Annotated in this window: 18 protein-coding genes and 1 pseudogene; 6 read left to right on the top strand and 13 right to left on the bottom strand. The window is 37.8% G+C overall.

Annotation, left to right across the window (positions count from 1 at the left end; genetic code table 11):
- Positions 1-247: 247 nt before the first annotated feature.
- A pseudogene (locus tag HMPREF9009_RS25290) lies at positions 248-373 on the bottom strand (PIN domain-containing protein); the annotation flags it as partial.
- 132 nt (positions 374-505) lie between these two features.
- On the opposite strand from HMPREF9009_RS25290, the gene HMPREF9009_RS14130 reads away from it, so the two are divergent.
- Positions 506-1,984, top strand: a complete 1,479-nt coding sequence (locus HMPREF9009_RS14130) for a bifunctional folylpolyglutamate synthase/dihydrofolate synthase (RefSeq protein WP_049702525.1) — start codon at positions 506-508, stop codon at positions 1,982-1,984.
- Here the strand turns inward: HMPREF9009_RS14130 and HMPREF9009_RS14125 are convergent.
- Positions 1,952-2,326: a RidA family protein gene (locus tag HMPREF9009_RS14125; protein WP_004327226.1), complete on the bottom strand. Its 375-nt coding sequence runs from the start codon at positions 2,324-2,326 to the stop codon at positions 1,952-1,954. The two genes, HMPREF9009_RS14130 and HMPREF9009_RS14125, sit on opposite strands and share 33 nt — an antisense overlap.
- Before the next feature lie 79 nt (positions 2,327-2,405).
- The gene (locus tag HMPREF9009_RS14120; RefSeq protein WP_008025395.1) at positions 2,406-2,699 is read right to left on the bottom strand and encodes a RyR domain-containing protein; all 294 of its coding nucleotides are present in this window, start codon (positions 2,697-2,699) and stop codon (positions 2,406-2,408) included.
- 86 nt (positions 2,700-2,785) lie between these two features.
- Here HMPREF9009_RS14120 and HMPREF9009_RS14115 point away from each other — a divergent pair, with 86 nt between their 5' ends.
- Positions 2,786-4,189, top strand: a complete 1,404-nt coding sequence (locus tag HMPREF9009_RS14115; protein ID WP_049702524.1) for an ATP-binding protein — start codon at positions 2,786-2,788, stop codon at positions 4,187-4,189.
- 112 nt (positions 4,190-4,301) lie between these two features.
- Here the strand turns inward: HMPREF9009_RS14115 and HMPREF9009_RS14110 are convergent, their stop codons facing one another.
- Entirely contained in the window at positions 4,302-4,808 is a 507-nt protein-coding gene (locus HMPREF9009_RS14110; RefSeq protein WP_008643365.1) for a DUF805 domain-containing protein, read from the bottom strand.
- Positions 4,809-4,945: 137 nt separating this feature from the next.
- Positions 4,946-5,305: a hypothetical protein gene (locus tag HMPREF9009_RS14105; protein ID WP_008025401.1), complete on the bottom strand. Its 360-nt coding sequence runs from the start codon at positions 5,303-5,305 to the stop codon at positions 4,946-4,948.
- Positions 5,306-5,458: 153 nt separating this feature from the next.
- Between HMPREF9009_RS14105 and HMPREF9009_RS14100 the strand changes: the two genes are divergently transcribed.
- From HMPREF9009_RS14100 to HMPREF9009_RS14085, 4 genes are all read left to right on the top strand, one after another.
- Positions 5,459-7,783 (top strand): DUF3987 domain-containing protein, encoded by a 2,325-nt coding sequence (locus HMPREF9009_RS14100; protein WP_049702523.1) that lies wholly within the window; start codon positions 5,459-5,461, stop codon positions 7,781-7,783.
- A gap of 258 nt (positions 7,784-8,041) precedes the next feature.
- A complete protein-coding gene (locus HMPREF9009_RS14090) occupies positions 8,042-8,527 on the top strand; it encodes an HU family DNA-binding protein (RefSeq protein WP_008025406.1) in 486 nt (161 codons plus the stop codon).
- Between the two features lie 74 nt (positions 8,528-8,601).
- A complete protein-coding gene (locus tag HMPREF9009_RS25805) occupies positions 8,602-8,700 on the top strand; it encodes a smalltalk protein (protein WP_004303901.1) in 99 nt (32 codons plus the stop codon).
- Between the two features lie 16 nt (positions 8,701-8,716).
- Entirely contained in the window at positions 8,717-9,160 is a 444-nt protein-coding gene (locus HMPREF9009_RS14085; RefSeq protein ID WP_008025408.1) for an N-acetylmuramoyl-L-alanine amidase, read from the top strand.
- An 86-nt stretch (positions 9,161-9,246) separates the two neighbouring features.
- Here the strand turns inward: HMPREF9009_RS14085 and HMPREF9009_RS14080 are convergent, their stop codons facing one another.
- The 8 genes from HMPREF9009_RS14080 to HMPREF9009_RS14045 all read right to left on the bottom strand — a co-directional run bounded on the left by HMPREF9009_RS14080 (position 9,247) and on the right by HMPREF9009_RS14045 (position 16,377).
- A complete protein-coding gene (locus HMPREF9009_RS14080; protein WP_049702522.1) occupies positions 9,247-9,480 on the bottom strand; it encodes a DUF4248 domain-containing protein in 234 nt (77 codons plus the stop codon).
- Between the two features lie 386 nt (positions 9,481-9,866).
- Entirely contained in the window at positions 9,867-11,000 is a 1,134-nt protein-coding gene (locus tag HMPREF9009_RS14075) for a glycosyltransferase (RefSeq protein ID WP_049702521.1), read from the bottom strand.
- Positions 11,001-11,004: 4 nt separating this feature from the next.
- Entirely contained in the window at positions 11,005-11,928 is a 924-nt protein-coding gene (locus tag HMPREF9009_RS14070) for an NAD-dependent epimerase/dehydratase family protein (protein ID WP_049702520.1), read from the bottom strand.
- 31 nt (positions 11,929-11,959) lie between these two features.
- Positions 11,960-12,925: a glycosyltransferase family 2 protein gene (locus HMPREF9009_RS14065; protein WP_008643377.1), complete on the bottom strand. Its 966-nt coding sequence runs from the start codon at positions 12,923-12,925 to the stop codon at positions 11,960-11,962.
- 7 nt (positions 12,926-12,932) lie between these two features.
- On the bottom strand, positions 12,933-13,751 hold the full coding sequence (locus HMPREF9009_RS14060; protein ID WP_008643378.1) for an alpha-1,2-fucosyltransferase: 819 nt from the start codon (positions 13,749-13,751) through the stop codon (positions 12,933-12,935).
- 4 nt (positions 13,752-13,755) lie between these two features.
- Positions 13,756-14,355, bottom strand: a complete 600-nt coding sequence (locus tag HMPREF9009_RS14055) for an acyltransferase (RefSeq protein WP_008643379.1) — start codon at positions 14,353-14,355, stop codon at positions 13,756-13,758.
- The gene (locus HMPREF9009_RS14050; protein ID WP_008643380.1) at positions 14,352-15,194 is read right to left on the bottom strand and encodes a glycosyltransferase family 2 protein; all 843 of its coding nucleotides are present in this window, start codon (positions 15,192-15,194) and stop codon (positions 14,352-14,354) included. Before HMPREF9009_RS14050 ends, HMPREF9009_RS14055 begins: the two co-directional genes overlap by 4 nt.
- Before the next feature lie 7 nt (positions 15,195-15,201).
- Entirely contained in the window at positions 15,202-16,377 is a 1,176-nt protein-coding gene (locus HMPREF9009_RS14045) for a hypothetical protein (protein WP_151929439.1), read from the bottom strand.
- Between the last annotated feature and the right edge of the window lie 23 nt (positions 16,378-16,400).

The raw sequence follows: 16,400 nt of genomic DNA, 5'->3' as shown, positions 1-16,400 counted from the left end.
GAGTGTCGAGTCGATTACAGATGACAATGTGGAGTCAAATTGCTCCATGATTGAAAATATTCCTCCAAAAGGAGTGAGCTTCTCGGATTTTATTTGCATTTTTGCCATGCCTGATGAGGTTTTGTTTGATTATTTTTTTGCAACACTAAGTTAAGTGAATCCTCTGACATGGCAAAATCCTGAGCAACTTTTTGTTGCTCAGGTACTTAAAAAAAATATTTTATAATAGTGTTGCGGAATTAAGGTTGAACTTATCCAGTTCTTCGAGTACAACAAGAGGGAGGTAAATATCATTTTCCTGAAAATTCTTCAAGCAATTGTAGTCGTGAAGAATAACATTTGTGTCTAACACAAAATTTTTCTTAGTTCCCATGATTTCTTAGATTTAAATGTTGATATTTGCAATCTCATTCGCCAATCCCCGCATTTACGGTTAGATTGACGGTTCTAAAGATAAACAAATTAGCGGGCAATAAAGATTGCCCGAAGTTAAATATTATAAAACATGGACTATCAGAACACTTTAAAGTACTTATATGAGAGTGTGCCAATGTTTCAACAAATAGGAAGCAAAGCATATAAGCCGGGGTTAGAGACCACACATCAATTAGACGAACATTTCGGGCATCCTCATCAACAATTCAAAACGATACATATCGCCGGAACCAATGGAAAGGGTTCCTGCTCACATACTATCGCAGCCGTATTACAGTCCGCAGGGTACCGGGTAGGCTTATTCACTTCCCCCCATTTGGTCGACTTCCGCGAACGCATCCGCATCAACGGAGAAATGATGCCGGAAGAATATGTAGTCAACTTCGTAGAAGAGCACCGCTCATTCTTCGAACCGCTCCATCCTTCGTTTTTTGAACTGACTACCGCCATGGCGTTCCGCTACTTTGCGGACCAGAAAGTAGACGTAGCCGTTATCGAAGTAGGAATGGGCGGACGTTTGGATTGCACCAACATCATTCACCCCGATTTATGTGTCATCACTAATATCAGTTTTGACCACATGCAATATCTAGGGAATACCCTGACAAAAATAGCCAAAGAAAAAGCAGGCATTATTAAAGAAGGGGTTCCGGTAGTCATCGGCAGAGCTAAAGGCAGCGTTAAACGTGTGTTCACCATGAAAGCAAAAGAAATGAATGCACCTATCAACTATGCAGATTCTATCTTCCCATATAATCCCACAGACTGGCTTCCTTATCCGGAAATGCAGGCGCTAAGAAAACGTCTGGATAATGTCCTGCAAGACTTGATAAAAGAGACTCATCAACCATCTGAAAGCGCACAAGAATCCAAAGAGATATTGCTTTTCCTGCATCCGGCAGACAGCATTAAAGCATTAGACAAAATACTCGACAAGAGAAAAGATGCTATCCGAATTGTCAATGAAATGTTTCCTGCAGGTCTTTTTATGGAATTAAGCGGTCTCTGCCAGCATGAAAATATCCTCACCATCCTGTCTGCTCTTGAAGAGCTGACAAAAATAGGTTATCGCATCTGTCCCAAAGACTATCTCAATGGTTTTGCTGATGTGTGCAAACTCACCGGACTGATGGGACGCTGGCAGAAAGTACACAGCTATCCGGATATCATTTGCGACACGGGACATAATGTAGATGGAATCAAATATGTCTGTGGACATCTTGATTTCCTTCATCAGAAATTCAACCAGGAGCTGCACATCGTATTTGGCATGGTGAACGATAAAGATATCAGCAGTGTCTTGCAAGAGTTACCGAAAGATGCCACCTATTATTTCACCAAAGCAAGTGTGAAACGTGCACTTCCGGAAAATGAACTATTGGCATTGGCAGAAGAAGCCGGATTGAAAGGTACCACCTACCCCACTGTTGTAGAAGCTGTACAGGCGGCAAAAAAGAACTGCCCCCCAAAAGATCTGATCTTTGTAGGAGGCAGCAGTTTCATTGTCGCAGACTTGTTAGCGAACCGCGATACACTCAATCTCTACTAACGCATCCTTGGGCAGAGCTTTTACGGCAACCGCCGAACGTGCCGGAAAAGCTCCGTCAAAATACGTGGCATACACGCCATTCATCCCTGCAAACAGAGACATATCCTGAAGAAATACAGTAGTTTTGACAATGTTTCCCATTGTCAATCCTGCTTCTTCAAGAATGTGTTTGATATTCTCCAACGACTGGCGAGCCTGTCCTTCTATCCCTTCAGCCATCTGTCCCGTAGCGGCATCAATAGGCAACTGACCGGACACAAATACCATACCATTAGCTTCTATCGCCTGACTATAAGGGCCGATAGCCCCCGGAGCTTTCTCACTGCAAATTACTTTTTTCATATCTATTTCTTTTTCTGTTTATAATGAATTTCAAAGATAAAAATAAATTCTGAATAAGGTTGTTGCCATCATTCATCATCTATTTTTCATCCTTCGAAATCTTAAACCCCAGTTTCATTATCAGTTTCAAGGTTTCCACTGAAGAATTTCTGTCATATACCTTTTCTTCTTCAGGCAATTCTTCATACGGAACCAGGCACGGATGCTGTTTCAATACATCATCCCGCTTTTCGCCATACGTCCAACCTTGTTCTATTCTGGTTTTCGACCAGACCTCATGAACATTCTTAGCCATCTCTTCTACCAGATATTCCAACTCCTTCGGGAGTTGGATTTGTTCTGTGTCCACCGGATTAGGAATATACTTTTTCATCTTACAAATTTACTACAAAAAAGTGATACACGGAAAAAAGTAGTAAAGGAATTGAATTATAGAAATAAAGCGTACCTTTGCGTATTATGAGCGAAAGTCAAAATATAGAATATAAAGAATCTTGGAGAGATGAATATCTGAAATGGATTTGTGGTTTTGCAAATGCACAAGGTGGTCGTATATATATAGGCATAAACGACAAACAAGAGATTGTCGGTGTAGCTGACTCGAAACGGTTGATGGAAGACATCCCCAACAAGATTGTCAATTACTTGGGTATTGTAGCTGATGTCAATTTGTTACATTCGAATGAAGATAAAGAATTTATTGAAATCGTTGTGGAACCAAGCAATGTTCCCATTGCCTATCACGGTCAGTATCATTATCGTAGTGGTTCTACAAAACAGGAGATGAAAGGTACGACACTACAACAGTTCATCTTAAAGAAAATGGGACGCTCGTGGGATGACACCACCAACGATTCTGCAAAGTTGGATGATATAGACCGTAATGCCATTGACTACTTTCTCCGAAAAGCCATCAATGCCCAACGTATCGCCCCATCCTTGAACGGTGAAGATACACACAACGTACTCCACAACCTACGGTTACTATCCGAAGACGGGCACTTGAAAAATGCCGCCATCTTGTTGTTCGGAAAAGAACCACTTCGATTCTTTCCCGGTGTGGAATTTCACATCGGTCGTTTCGGTATGAATGAAGCCGACCTTATCTTTCAGGATGTAGTAGAAGGAAATATCCTGCAAATGGCTGACAAGGTGGTAGCATTACTACGCTCCAAATATCTCATTTCCCCCATCCATTATGAAGGGATGCAACGTATTGAGCCTTTGGAGATACCAGAAGATGCTTTACGCGAAATGATTTACAACAGTCTAGTACATAAACTCTATGTTGGCGTCCCTATCCAAATGTGGGTATTCAATGATCATATTGAGCTTTGGAATGAAGGTAAATTACCCGATGCCATCACTATTGACACATTGGTTGAAAAACATTCTTCCCACCCTCGGAATCAACTTGTCGCTTCCGTATTCTACAAAGCCGGATTTATAGAATCATGGGGACGCGGTATTCGTAAGATCAACGAAGCCTTTGATAAAGCCGGTTTGGAAAGACCAGTATTCAAAGAATCAGAAGGTGGATTATTGGTAACATTCGGTAGGAATTATCCGACTATGAAAGATGCAGTTTCAAATATTCAAAGTGATGACGGTATAAATGACGGTATAAATGACGGTATAAATGACGGTATAAATTTCACTCAGACAGAGAAATTGATTCTAAAAGCAATTAGTGCAAATAAGAATATCACATATGTGGATTTGATGAATGATTTATCCATTTCTGAAGCCACTGTAACAAGAGCATTCCGCAATTTTAAGACGAACGGGTTAATTATTCGTCAAGGTGCAAATAAAAAAGGCTATTGGCAGATTACAGAAAAAGGGAAAAACGTTATTTCATAAAATTTCACTTACAAATTTAGACAAAATATTGAATAACAAACAGGTTAATAACAAAAAAACCTCCTGCAAAACGAATTTCGCAGGAGGCTCTATTATTTCTTCTTTAATAAGATTATTCAGCCTTTTCTTTATCTTCTTCTACAGGGGCTTCCGCAGGTGCAGGAGCAGCTTCTACCGGCTTGTCAACTTTTACATCTTCTCTTGAAACGTTTACAGTCACGTTTACAGAAGCAGGTTGTGCCTGATACGGCATACGGTTTTTCGGATCTGCACCATAAGGATTAGGACCTACCGTGCCATCTGCAAACAGCATGTACAATGCAAAAATCCAACCAACAATAGGCACACAGCACAACAAAATCAGCCAACCGGATTTATTTAAGTCGTGCAGACGTTTCACCCCCTGTGCCAGAGAGAACCAAACAGATGCAATCATAGCAGCAAGACCGATCAATAAACCAAATACTGATCCCCCGGCCGATCCGCTGGCAGCACCCAAAACAAATGTACCTACGCCTAGTGCCCATGCAATACTAGAAACGACACCACCGATAATGCCTGACAGGAAATATTCGATTCTACGAATACGACCGTCAAATGAGAAAGGAGCTTTGAACATAATTTATTAAGTTTATATGAATAAATAAGTGAGTTTTTATCCGTGTTTCTCAATATGAAAGCAAAGATATAAAAAAAATTAAATAAAGAAAGGATTCAGGCAAAAAGATTGAAAAAATGCCCTATTTTCTGTAGAAATCACAATTTCACCCCATCCCATTGCATCACTACCACCCACTCTTTCGGTTGGCAAGTTCCATGAAAACGGTGCGGAACCGTAGCAACCACCAAATCGCAATTGGAAGCTAATACGGTTCTTAACTCCTTCAGCAACATATCCATCCGGATGATTAAATGAAGATACTCCGTCATACACCGGATCACGCGCACATACTGATAAATACACATATCCTCTCCCCGTCTTATCTCACTCAGTGTTTTGGGAGAGATATCAAGTTCGCTCGTAAAAAAACTGTTACTGAAAATACGATCCATATCCATTAAAGCCAATACCAAATTGCTCAAAAACTCGTATGGTTCCTGTTTTTCTTTTGCCATGTCATTCTATGATTAATAATTTATAATATTTCAGTTTTTATTTGCTTTATCAAGTACTATCCACATAGGAAAGCAACCCTATTTTTAATATCCCGACCTTTGTTCCCGTTATCTGATAGTCAGGTAACTCAATCTTACAAAAAACAATTTTATATGAAAGCCTTAGAAGAAATCAAAGTCTCGGTTTACGAGAACGTGTATTCAAAAAAGCCCAAAGTCATGTCTTTCCTTGAAGTCATCATTATGTGTATTCACCCGGTCTATGCCTCTATCGTAAACGCTATCCGCCGATACTATGCAGAAGGAGACCATGCCGCGGCACAGAAGTTGAAGAGCCAGCTCCCCTGTTTCACTCCGGCAGGTACTTTTGACGGAGCACATGCCATCAAAAACTTCCTCCTCCCCAGCCATATTGTCGGGCTCGATTACGATCATGTAAAAGATCGTCTTCAAGTCATCCAACGTTGTGCGGCAGATCCTCACACGGTAGCGGTCATAGAAAGTCCTACCGACGGAGTGAAAGTTTTCGCCTATGTGGAAGGTATCGAAAACCGCCATCGTGAAGGGCAGCAATTAGTGAGCCGTTACTACAATCAATTGCTGGGATTGGAGAGTGATCCGGCCTGCAAGGACGAAAGTCGTCTGTGTTATTTCAGTTATTCGCCCAATGGATATGTTGCCGGTCTTTATCAGGCATTTGTGTTGGAACCACATCTAAAAGAGGAAACAAACGCTTCCTCTGAAAATAAAGTGCTTCCTCCCTTTCCTCTTCAGGATAATACCCCGGAAAACGTGTCTGAAGCAGAAATCGCCCAATTTATTTCGTCCTATATTTTCCTTCATCCCCTGACCGCCGGACAACGTCATTCCAATGTCTTCAAACTGGCCTGCGAAGCCTCCCGCCGACACTATCCGCAAGAAAGCATATTACGTGAGCTTACTGCATTTTTCGAGCATACAGATTTTCGTCCCGAAGAATTGACAAGTGTTTTATCATCTGGATACAAGCAAGTTAACGAGCACGCACCTGCTTCCTCTACAGCCACCTCTTCTTCCTTTCAAAAGGACATAAGGACAAAAATCCCCTATGGTACTTTAGAAAACTCCGATAGCACCGAAGAAGCCTATTGGCTGGGAGAAGAATTCAGGAAAGGAACACCTTTATTCCCGCGCGATTTGTACAATAATCTTCCCGATCTACTGAATGACTGTATCATTGAAGACGCAAGCGACCGCGAACAAGACATCTCCCTCCTTTCCGATCTTACCGCACTAAGTGCGGCACTTCCACAAACTTTCGGAATTTATAACCACAAAAAATATTCCCCCCATTTGTTCAGTGTCATATTTTCTTCTGCCGGCAGCGGTAAAAGCATTGCCCAAACCGGACGCTATCTATTGGAAGAAATACAGACTGAAATACTGTCTACCAGTGAATCCATGTTAAAAAACTACCATACAGCGCACAATACCTGGCAAGCAGAATGTCAGCGGAAAAGGAAAAAAGGAGAAACGTGTTCCGAAGAGCCTCAAAGACCTCCTTTTAAAATGTTATTCATTCCCGCCACTACCAGTTACACCCGTATGCAAATTCAGATGCAGGACAACGGTTCGCAAGGAAGTATCATTTTCGATACGGAAGCCCAAACGCTCTCCACGGCCAATCACCTGGATTGTGGTAACTTCGATGATATGCTCCGCAAAGCTTTTGAGCACGAAAACATTGATTCTTCCTATAAAGCCAACGGTATCATCCCAATCTATATCCGTTATCCCAAATTAGCTTTGCTTCTAACGGGCACTCCCGGACAGATAGACTGTTTGTTAAACAGTTATGGGAACGGACTTCCCAGCCGTATTCTGGCTTACACTTTCCGTGAAGCTCCCCACTGGAAAGAGATGGGTGATGATTGTATTTCATTGGAAGACTCTTTCAAGCCGATTGCCCATCGTGTCTACGAACTATATAATTTCTGCCTGGCGCATCCTGTTTTATTTCATTTCACCCGTCCGCAATGGAACCGTCTGAATGAGATTTTCTCACGTATGCTGTCCGAGGTAGCGATGGAGGGCAATGATGACCTCCAAGCCGTAGTGAAGCGCTATGCTTTTCTGGTGATGCGTATCAGCATGATTCAGACCCGCATCCGGCAATTTGAGGCAACCGATCTCTCCTCCGAAATTTATTGTATAGATGCCGATTTCGAACGATCTCTTCAAATCGTTCTATGTTGTTACGAGCACAGCCGTCTGTTACACTCATCCATGCCGGCTCCTGCGGTCCGTCCTCTGAAGAATCCGGACATTATTCGTAATTTCGTCAATGAGTTGCCTGACAGCTTCACTACAGATGAAGCTATTCAGATTGGCGCAAAATACGATTTCAACCTTCGTAAGGTTACACGTCTTCTAAAATCACTTAACGGAATAAAAATCAGCAAGGTATCTCATGGTTCTTATACTAAGATGAATAAATAACAGTCATAGGTGTCTTTTTGTCCTTTTGTCCTTTTGGAGAATCGGAAAAACATCGGGAGATTTGAAAAAAACATCTCAATAATTGAAATCAAACATTGGGAAGTTTCGATACAAATCTCCCAATGTTTTTTCTTTTTATCTATGCGCCCGTGTACGTCACTATGCGTCATGTCACTTTTCCAATGTATTACTTTTGTCATGTAATCGATTACAAGAGAATTAAACATTTAAAAATTAGAAATTAAAAATTAAAAGTTTATGGCACAGAATTACACTCTCATGGCTCGCAAGAACCTGTTGAAACCTGATGAAACTCCGAAGTACTATGCAGTGGCGCGTAGCGGTCGCAAAGTAACGGTCAAGGAAGTCTGCAAACGAATTACCGAACGTTCTTCTTACTCCAAAGGAGAATTGGAAGGTTGTATCGGTGAGTTCCTGCTCGAAATCGTTAATGTACTGGAGGAAGGAAACATCGTGCAGATGGGTGATCTGGGAAATTTCCGCATGAGTATCAAAACGGGTACTCCTACTGATACGGTAAAAGAATTCAAGGCATCGTGTATCGATAAGGGCAAAGTGCTTTTTTATCCGGGAAGTGATCTTCGCAAACTGTGTAAGACGCTGGATTATACATTGTATAAAAGTGATTCTTCCGCAGATTCGGATAAAGATCCACTGCCTGATGATGGTGACGACAATCAAGGAGGCTCCGGCAGCGGAGAAGCTCCGGACCCGGCGGCATAATCAACCGGTTGTTGATTGGTTCTTGAGTTTATAGTTTATAATGCATGAGTATCTATTCTTTAATTTAAATTCGTATGAAAAAGCAACTTTGGAAAAATATTCTCCAGTTTATCGTGACTATCGCGACTTCTATCATCTCAGCTATCGGTGTAACGTCCTGTGTGGGACATTAATCTCCTGCTGACCGATATGGAAAATTCAGAAGAAAGCTATCTCCCACGTGAGATTAAGTTGTTGGTGATTCATTGCAGCGCAACGCGCTGCAATGTTCCCTTCACCGTAGAGCAGCTTCGCCAATGTCATCTGCAACGAGGTTTCAAGGATATAGGTTATCATTTTTACATCACTCGCAATGGGGAACTTCACCATTGCCGGCCGGTATCGGAACCGGGAGCGCATGTGAGAGGATTCAACCGGCACAGTATTGGAATCTGTTATGAAGGTGGGCTGGATGAAGAAGGTCGTCCGGCAGATACGAGAACGCAGGCGCAGCGTTTTGCGTTGCTTGACTTGTTGACGATTCTCAAACATCAGTATCCGGAAGCACAAATCATGGGGCATTATCAACTTAGTGCTTCGATTCATAAGGCTTGTCCCTGTTTTGACAGTCGCAAGGAGTATATGGATATATAAAAAGAACTACGGGAGCTGGCGAAAGTGCAGTCTCCCGTAGTTCTTTTTTATGTTTATATCATTTAAAGATTCAATTATTACAGCATTTATAGCTCTCCCGGCTTTCCTAAATAATAGGTAATAAGCCGTACCTCTCTCACAGAAAATGCCTTTGTCTTCGGATGAAAGTCGGTAGACAGTATCTCATTCATCAATGGCTTGCATCTCCTCATCCAGCGCCGGAGTTTATTAACCGAAGCACGAATCGTCAAATCAGGAAAATACATCTGCGCCAACTCTTGCTTATTATAACATTTCACTACAAATTCTAAATGTTCCATCGTTTCTTTATTACTGTTTTATATGCTATAAAGTTACAAAAATTAGAACATATAAACAAAGAAAGAAGAGGCTATTATCCGGTATAATGGGAATAAAAAGAAATATCAACGATCTTCACAGACAGTTGATATAGTGGGAAATTCACATCGGCTTTAACCTCCGATGTCAGGGCGTAGATTAGAAATGCGCCGTCGCGCTATTTCTAATCCACAATGTAGGAGAATCATGCTGTAAACAGCATGAAGCTAGGGACCTACATTTTTTTCATCTCACATACGAAACACTCACGTGTTTATTACATCTCAACATTTTATTTTATACCATTTCTTCATTTTATAGATACTCATTTTAGCTAACAATTCTTATGCCATACCTATATTTATGTCTATTTTCCTTTTCCAGTTATATCATCCACTTGATTTATTTTAGCTAAATAAAAATTTTGTAACCTCAATGCCTCATTTGAAGAGTCGAATCCGTTTTTTATTACTTCTGCAACATAACTTCTACGCTTATGTATATGACCATTAACCACCTTTACTATTTTATTAGCCCATATATTGGGAGTTTCTTCTAACCCAATGTAATATGCAAGTTCTGATGCCGTTGTCTCCTCAGTTATATTCTTTGAAAAAAAGATAGGAAGTCCTGAACATTGCGCCTCTATTCCAACAACAGGCATTCCCTCGTATAAACTAGGCAACAAGAAAGCGTCAAAAGCATTATAAAATTGCTTTATATCATCTCTACGTCCTAAATCGACAACTTTGTTCGTAACTCCATAACGCTCAATTCTATCATGCATCTCATCCACTAGTTCTCCAAAGCCAATCATTACAAGAATTGCATTTTCTTGTTGCTTTACAATCTCATTAAAAATATCTATTAGAAAAAGCGGATTCTTCTGTGGAACATATCTACCAATAAAACCATATACTATTTTATTTTCCCATCCAAACTCTTTTCGGGTATCTTCCCTAAGCTTCGCATTAAAAGAATTGGCATTTGCATCAATCACTGTTTTAAAAATATTCACCTTACCTCTATCATAAGTTTTTTTGCCAAACTGCCAAATACCACAATCAATTGAATTAGCCATATAACAATTTGTGAACCAATGGGAAAAAGCTCGTAAGATATATTTAATCAGCGTTTTCTTTTCATTTTTATCTCCTTTAGATATACTTTCGGATATCCTCACTTTAACTCCGGCAATACAACCTAAAAACATAGGAAAAAGATTGAGAGTATTATCAAAAGCATGCATCACTTCATACTGATTCTCTTTAAGTATCTTGTATGTTTCCTTTAGATGGGGAATAATATCCTTGTAAGGTGCTACTTTATACACTCGTCCTCCCAAAGACCTAATCTCCTCCTCGGGGATACCATTAGAATCAGAGTCACAAATAAAGTCAAATTGGACTTTTGTACGATCAATATGACGATAATACTCCATAATCAGATTACGTTTACCACCAGAGTGTAATACGCCAGCTATTACAGCAATTCTTTGCATACTATTACTTCTTTATAGATTCGTTATAAAATGAAGAAATACCATCCAACATTGGTGTCAAAATCACATCTACGGTCCGCTTCATTTTCTCTACATCTAAAACCATATTAGAAACATCTACAGGGCGTGCATTTTTATATTCAATCTTAAAATCCACTTTTGAAATTATTTTCAAGAAAGCAAGCACATCATTTACAGAGTACCCTCTACCACTTCCTAAATTAATTGTCTCATTACAAATATCCTTATTTATCAATTGGTAAAAAACGCTAGCGAGATCTTCTATATAAATGTAGTCACGAATAGCAGAACCATCTCCCCATACTTCCACCGATTTATTCTCTATAATCTTACCAATAGCCACTGCCACCAATCCTTGTTTCCCATACAAATTTTGTCCATGTCCATAAGGATTAGATGGTCTAATAATGAGATATTTTAGATTTTGAGTTCTATTTTTAAAAAGAATACTGTTTTCCATCATTTGTTTCGACCAACCATAATAGGATATAGGCTCCATATTATCAGTTTCTACAAATGGTTGAAGAGTTGTCCTGTTACCATAAATTGTCCCTCCTGAAGAAAAATAAACAAACTTAATTTTTTCATTAGCACAAAACTCCATCAACTCAATTGAGGGAAATATCACATTCTTAAATTCATTGATATAATCATCATAGTTACTTCCTGGAATCAATGTCGATACTAGATGCACTACAACTTCTATTTTATTGGCTAAAAGAATATCCTTCACTTCATTTATATTACTCAAAGAATTTCTAAAAACAGTTAGGTTATAACCGTTTAGTCTTGATATATTGGCAAACTCAGGTTCTAGAATGAAAACTAAATATTTTTTATCAGAAACAAAACGCTTCACCAAGCTAGAACCTATAAAACCGGCTCCACCAATAAATAATATATTCATAAAACTTTATTTTTAACGATAACTATCATTCTTATGTTCTTGATTTTCCATAATTGGACATCAAATCAATAAAAAACAGCCCACCCAATGACAGTAAACAAGCAATTCTAGTCTTTCTTCTAGCACAACTATCCAATAAAATTCTGATGCGGTATCTTTTTATTATATCCAAAAGATTCGTGCGCATTTCTATTTGCTCTTTAGGTATTTCCAATAAGATGTGAAAAGCAAAGCTTACAATTCTGCAATCCACACTTTTCTGTATTGCAGGAAGCATCTTTTTCTTATTTTCTTCCAATTGACGAATAATCTTTATACAGCATTCATACTTTTGTAGCTTAAAAGGTGCTCCCTCAATACTATCTTTTCTCAATAAATAATAGTAATTCTCATAACTACTAAATGCAATCTTATTACAAAGCATCATCAATTTATAAGTAGTTGGTAAATCTTCATAAAGCCATCCTGTAGGATAACGAATATCACTTTTAAAAAGAGAGCAATGATACATTTTTGCCCATGCAGCATTATCAAAGTCTTTCTGATAAAATAGACTGATAAGAGCATTATTGGTATCAAAAACCTTGGTTATTTTAGTTTGCCTTATATGTACCGGTTTCGTTCCTTCAAAAAATGGAATGCACCGAGTGATAGACATTTGAGCATCATTTTCCAGAATTAGTTTATATAGAGACTCTACATAATCATTAGCAACATAATCATCACTATCAACAAATGTGATATATTCCCCCTTTGCAACATCTATTGCAACATTTCGAGCATCGCTTAAACCACCATTTTTTTTATGAATGACCTTAATGCGCGCATCTTGTTTTGCATATTCGTCACAAATTAATCCACATCGGTCAGGACTTCCATCATCCACTAAAAAAATCTCAAGATTCCCATAGGTCTGATTTATGATACTATTTATACACTTAGCAAGATATGCTTCTACATTATAAATAGGAACAATTATTGATATTAAAGGCTTCATATTAGACTTATGTAATAATCATCCAGTTATCCATTATAATCTCAGGAGGGTTGTCTACGTTCGACCATTTCGGAGGACATAAAACAGTTGGCACATTACAATTAAGTATTGCCGCCCAGTAACTAAAAGTACTATTAGCCAATATCATAGATTTGCAGTTAGACATTAAATACATATCGATAAAACTATCATCACCTGTATTCCAATCAACAACAATCATGTTTGCTAATTTATAATGCTCCTTTACATAAACAGGATCATTAGAAAAAAATACAAATAATGGATTTTCAGTTGACTGGCATACTGTCTGTATTGCCTTTTGATAATAACTATCGGTACAAATATTACCAAATAATTGAGCTTCTTTTTGCCACAAATAGTCACCTCTTCTTATATGAATAGATACAGAATTCTCCGACTTCAATCGCTTTAGAAGTTCTAGATTCATCCCTGTTAGTTCTAACGCTTTAAATTGCAATGAAAAATTATTTCCAAGAAATTTTTTATCTTGCATATATCCGTCATGAAATAATGCATTTTCATGACGATTAGAATCATCATTGATAAACCATAACAGAAGCCCCAATCGCCTTAATATTTTATTTAGGTAGAATAAAACACTACCCAATAAGTCTGTTAATAAAGATACAGGCGGCATCTGTACTTTGAATCTTTTGTTAAGTTCAAAGCCATTATGCCGTTTTAATGCTGCCTTAGGATAATAAGCAAAAAATTTCTCATCATTATATTTACTCCTAAGATAACAATAGTATGCATACTCAAATATCTGATTACCTAATCCTCCTTGGAATACTATAATTTTCATTTCTTTAGTTTGATAACTTTTTTATAAACCTAGCTGGATTGCCTCCCCAAACTTCATCAGGTGGAATAGACTTAACAACTACAGATCCTGCCGCCACAATTGAACGAGCGCCAATTGTAACTCCCTTAGAGATGATACAGTGTGCTCCAATAAAAACATCATCTTCTATAACAATAGGAGCATGATCAATATTTAACTTCGACCAATCTTTGTATACTCGTTCCTCTCTTCTTTCCAAATAATTGATACAATGGTCATTACTATCATTTATTTTTGTACTAGCACCAATAACAACATTATTTCCTATTTGAACAGAAAGATGTACACTTATATAAATACTAGAAAATCCGCAATTATCACCAATGATTAATTTAGAATCTTTTCTTACTAATATATAGGAGCGTTCTGATGGCGATAAGGCATTGATATTGTACCCCCCTGTAATAATTAAACCTTTGCCCAATATAACTCTTGATGGCTTTTTAATACTAAATGACACATCTCCGCAGAATCTTGCTTTACTACCCACTTGCACTCCTATACACTTTAGCTTTAACAAATTGCAATATGTTGTAAATGCATTAAAAATCTTCTGTACTTTCATTTTCTACCGTAGTTATCATATACCTTCAGCAAGTACCCACATAGAACATTTTTTAGTGCATATTTCCAAAAAGCTGATACATTAACTTTTATGTTAACGTCTGTTTGGATTATTGTATCACCTATACATTTATAAGGATACAACTTATTAAATGTTTCCATATCAGCAAGATTCCATTTGGGTATCTTCTTTTTATTAACAGGCAAATGAACCAAATGAGCTGCATAACATTCCTTCAAAGGAATAGTCTTCCATCCATTTTCATTTAATCGCATTGTAATATCACCATCTCCACAATAAAAATAATAATTCACCTCATCCAACCAATTTACATCTTCCAAAGCTGGCTTGTAATAAAATCCATGATTGATATTAACATATCCTTTGGGAATGGTAATCACTCGATAGTAATCATGCCGTGGATATTCTCTAAAGTAAAAAGCACCACCACCAATTTTTTCACCACTCTCAATTCTTCTCTTTATTTCGTCATACCCTTTTTGGAGACAATTGGGTGCAAGTATTAGGTCGTCCGAGACCATTACAATATAGTCTGAATGAGAATACTTAAAGCCAATATTCATAAATTCACCCCATGAATGTGCCTTGCATTTTATTCCCTTATCATTGATTGTTGTGTAGTTCGGTTGAACAATAGTAAAGACGTCAGTTTGTTTAGCCAACCAATCACAAGTGCCATCGTTTGATCCACCATCCACAACTATTATTTCAATATTTCCATTAAATCCATTCGTTCTGATACTGTTTATTGTAGCTTTGAGTAAATTTTTTCTATTTTTCGACCCCATGACTACTGATAGATCGTACATTTTATTCATAAATAATTTATATTTTTGAGTTTGATAATAATCTATATTGCCTTTGATAGCATATAAATATGCAATACAGAAATAGAAAATATCGGATAGACAAAGACATATTAGAAGACGCAGTATTAAAATAGAAAATAAATACGAGAGAATAAATAGCCATATATTTCACAGTCTTACTCTGAGAAGAAAAAAAGCCACATACCAGAGGAGTTATTACAAACAGAGCATAAAGCACTACATATACTAATCCTCCTCGCATAACCATATCTAAATATCCTGTCTCAATGCCTGCTCTATCTTCTGGAATTGCACTCTCAATGATGCTATTATAAGTACCTAATATACCTCTTCCAAACATCAGATCTCCACTTTCCGTGAAATCTTTAATCAATTCCAACTCTGTGAACGAACGAGTATCATCTGTTAGACGGCTAAAAAGCATAGGAAATAAAGCTTCACCATAACTAATAAAAATATAGAGAAGTAATAGTACTAAAATCCCTATCTTAAACAGATTAATAATACGTTTCGATACGCTTTGGTTAGATAAAGAAATAAAGAGCCACATCATATAAGTGACTATATATAAAAGAATAACACCACGGCGAGCAAAAATTCCGGCACAGATAACAGATATAAGGGCACTGATATGAATACACTTTCTCTGTTTATAAGTGAACTTATACGAAAAAATAATCAAGAAAATCAATCCACCACCTATATAAGCGTGCAATGCTTCAAATCGAGTCTGAGCCACCATTGTATCACCCGTTCTGAAAACCCAAATTAAATAAGGAATAAACAATAGTATCCCACATAAATAAACCTTATTCCATTGATATAAAAAACTGAAAATATAATTCAAATATCGAGGGTGTGAAAACTGAAAAGAGAGTATAATCATTAAAAAACATAACAGGCCTTGATTACGCGTGAGAATTCGGACAATATTATAGGAAGAAGCAAATCCACCATTTAAAATAATAAAGATGCTCCATAGCACTAATAAAATATAGAGAAATAATCCTACTACTCCAAGCGTTTTAATTCTAGGTATTTTTAAGAATGTCAATAGATACAAGCAAACGAGTATTTCAAGGACTTGCGCCAAACGCCCCGGCAATACGTTGAGAAAAGCGAGTGTCAAAAAGACATTGTAGAACATAAGTGCAGTCATAAATCGTTTCAAAGACTGCGTTGATATAGTAGAAT

This window comes from Bacteroides sp. 3_1_13, from assembly GCF_001185845.1.
Taxonomy (GTDB): domain Bacteria; phylum Bacteroidota; class Bacteroidia; order Bacteroidales; family Bacteroidaceae; genus Bacteroides; species Bacteroides xylanisolvens.
This window is presented reverse-complemented; position numbering and strand designations above follow the sequence as displayed.

Bases quoted from the DNA above. Each gene is read 5' to 3' on its own strand.
- HMPREF9009_RS14130 (WP_049702525.1), top strand. From the start codon at position 506: ATGGACTATCAGAACACTTTAAAGTACTTATATGAGAGTGTGCCAATG.
- HMPREF9009_RS14125 (WP_004327226.1), bottom strand. From the start codon at position 2,326: ATGAAAAAAGTAATTTGCAGTGAGAAAGCTCCGGGGGCTATCGGCCCT.
- HMPREF9009_RS14120 (WP_008025395.1), bottom strand. From the start codon at position 2,699: ATGAAAAAGTATATTCCTAATCCGGTGGACACAGAACAAATCCAACTC.
- HMPREF9009_RS14115 (WP_049702524.1), top strand. From the start codon at position 2,786: ATGAGCGAAAGTCAAAATATAGAATATAAAGAATCTTGGAGAGATGAA.
- HMPREF9009_RS14110 (WP_008643365.1), bottom strand. From the start codon at position 4,808: ATGTTCAAAGCTCCTTTCTCATTTGACGGTCGTATTCGTAGAATCGAA.
- HMPREF9009_RS14105 (WP_008025401.1), bottom strand. From the start codon at position 5,305: ATGGCAAAAGAAAAACAGGAACCATACGAGTTTTTGAGCAATTTGGTA.
- HMPREF9009_RS14100 (WP_049702523.1), top strand. From the start codon at position 5,459: ATGAAAGCCTTAGAAGAAATCAAAGTCTCGGTTTACGAGAACGTGTAT.
- HMPREF9009_RS14090 (WP_008025406.1), top strand. From the start codon at position 8,042: ATGGCACAGAATTACACTCTCATGGCTCGCAAGAACCTGTTGAAACCT.
- HMPREF9009_RS25805 (WP_004303901.1), top strand. From the start codon at position 8,602: ATGAAAAAGCAACTTTGGAAAAATATTCTCCAGTTTATCGTGACTATC.
- HMPREF9009_RS14085 (WP_008025408.1), top strand. From the start codon at position 8,717: ATGGAAAATTCAGAAGAAAGCTATCTCCCACGTGAGATTAAGTTGTTG.
- HMPREF9009_RS14080 (WP_049702522.1), bottom strand. From the start codon at position 9,480: ATGGAACATTTAGAATTTGTAGTGAAATGTTATAATAAGCAAGAGTTG.
- HMPREF9009_RS14075 (WP_049702521.1), bottom strand. From the start codon at position 11,000: ATGCAAAGAATTGCTGTAATAGCTGGCGTATTACACTCTGGTGGTAAA.
- HMPREF9009_RS14070 (WP_049702520.1), bottom strand. From the start codon at position 11,928: ATGAATATATTATTTATTGGTGGAGCCGGTTTTATAGGTTCTAGCTTG.
- HMPREF9009_RS14065 (WP_008643377.1), bottom strand. From the start codon at position 12,925: ATGAAGCCTTTAATATCAATAATTGTTCCTATTTATAATGTAGAAGCA.
- HMPREF9009_RS14060 (WP_008643378.1), bottom strand. From the start codon at position 13,751: ATGAAAATTATAGTATTCCAAGGAGGATTAGGTAATCAGATATTTGAG.
- HMPREF9009_RS14055 (WP_008643379.1), bottom strand. From the start codon at position 14,355: ATGAAAGTACAGAAGATTTTTAATGCATTTACAACATATTGCAATTTG.
- HMPREF9009_RS14050 (WP_008643380.1), bottom strand. From the start codon at position 15,194: ATGAATAAAATGTACGATCTATCAGTAGTCATGGGGTCGAAAAATAGA.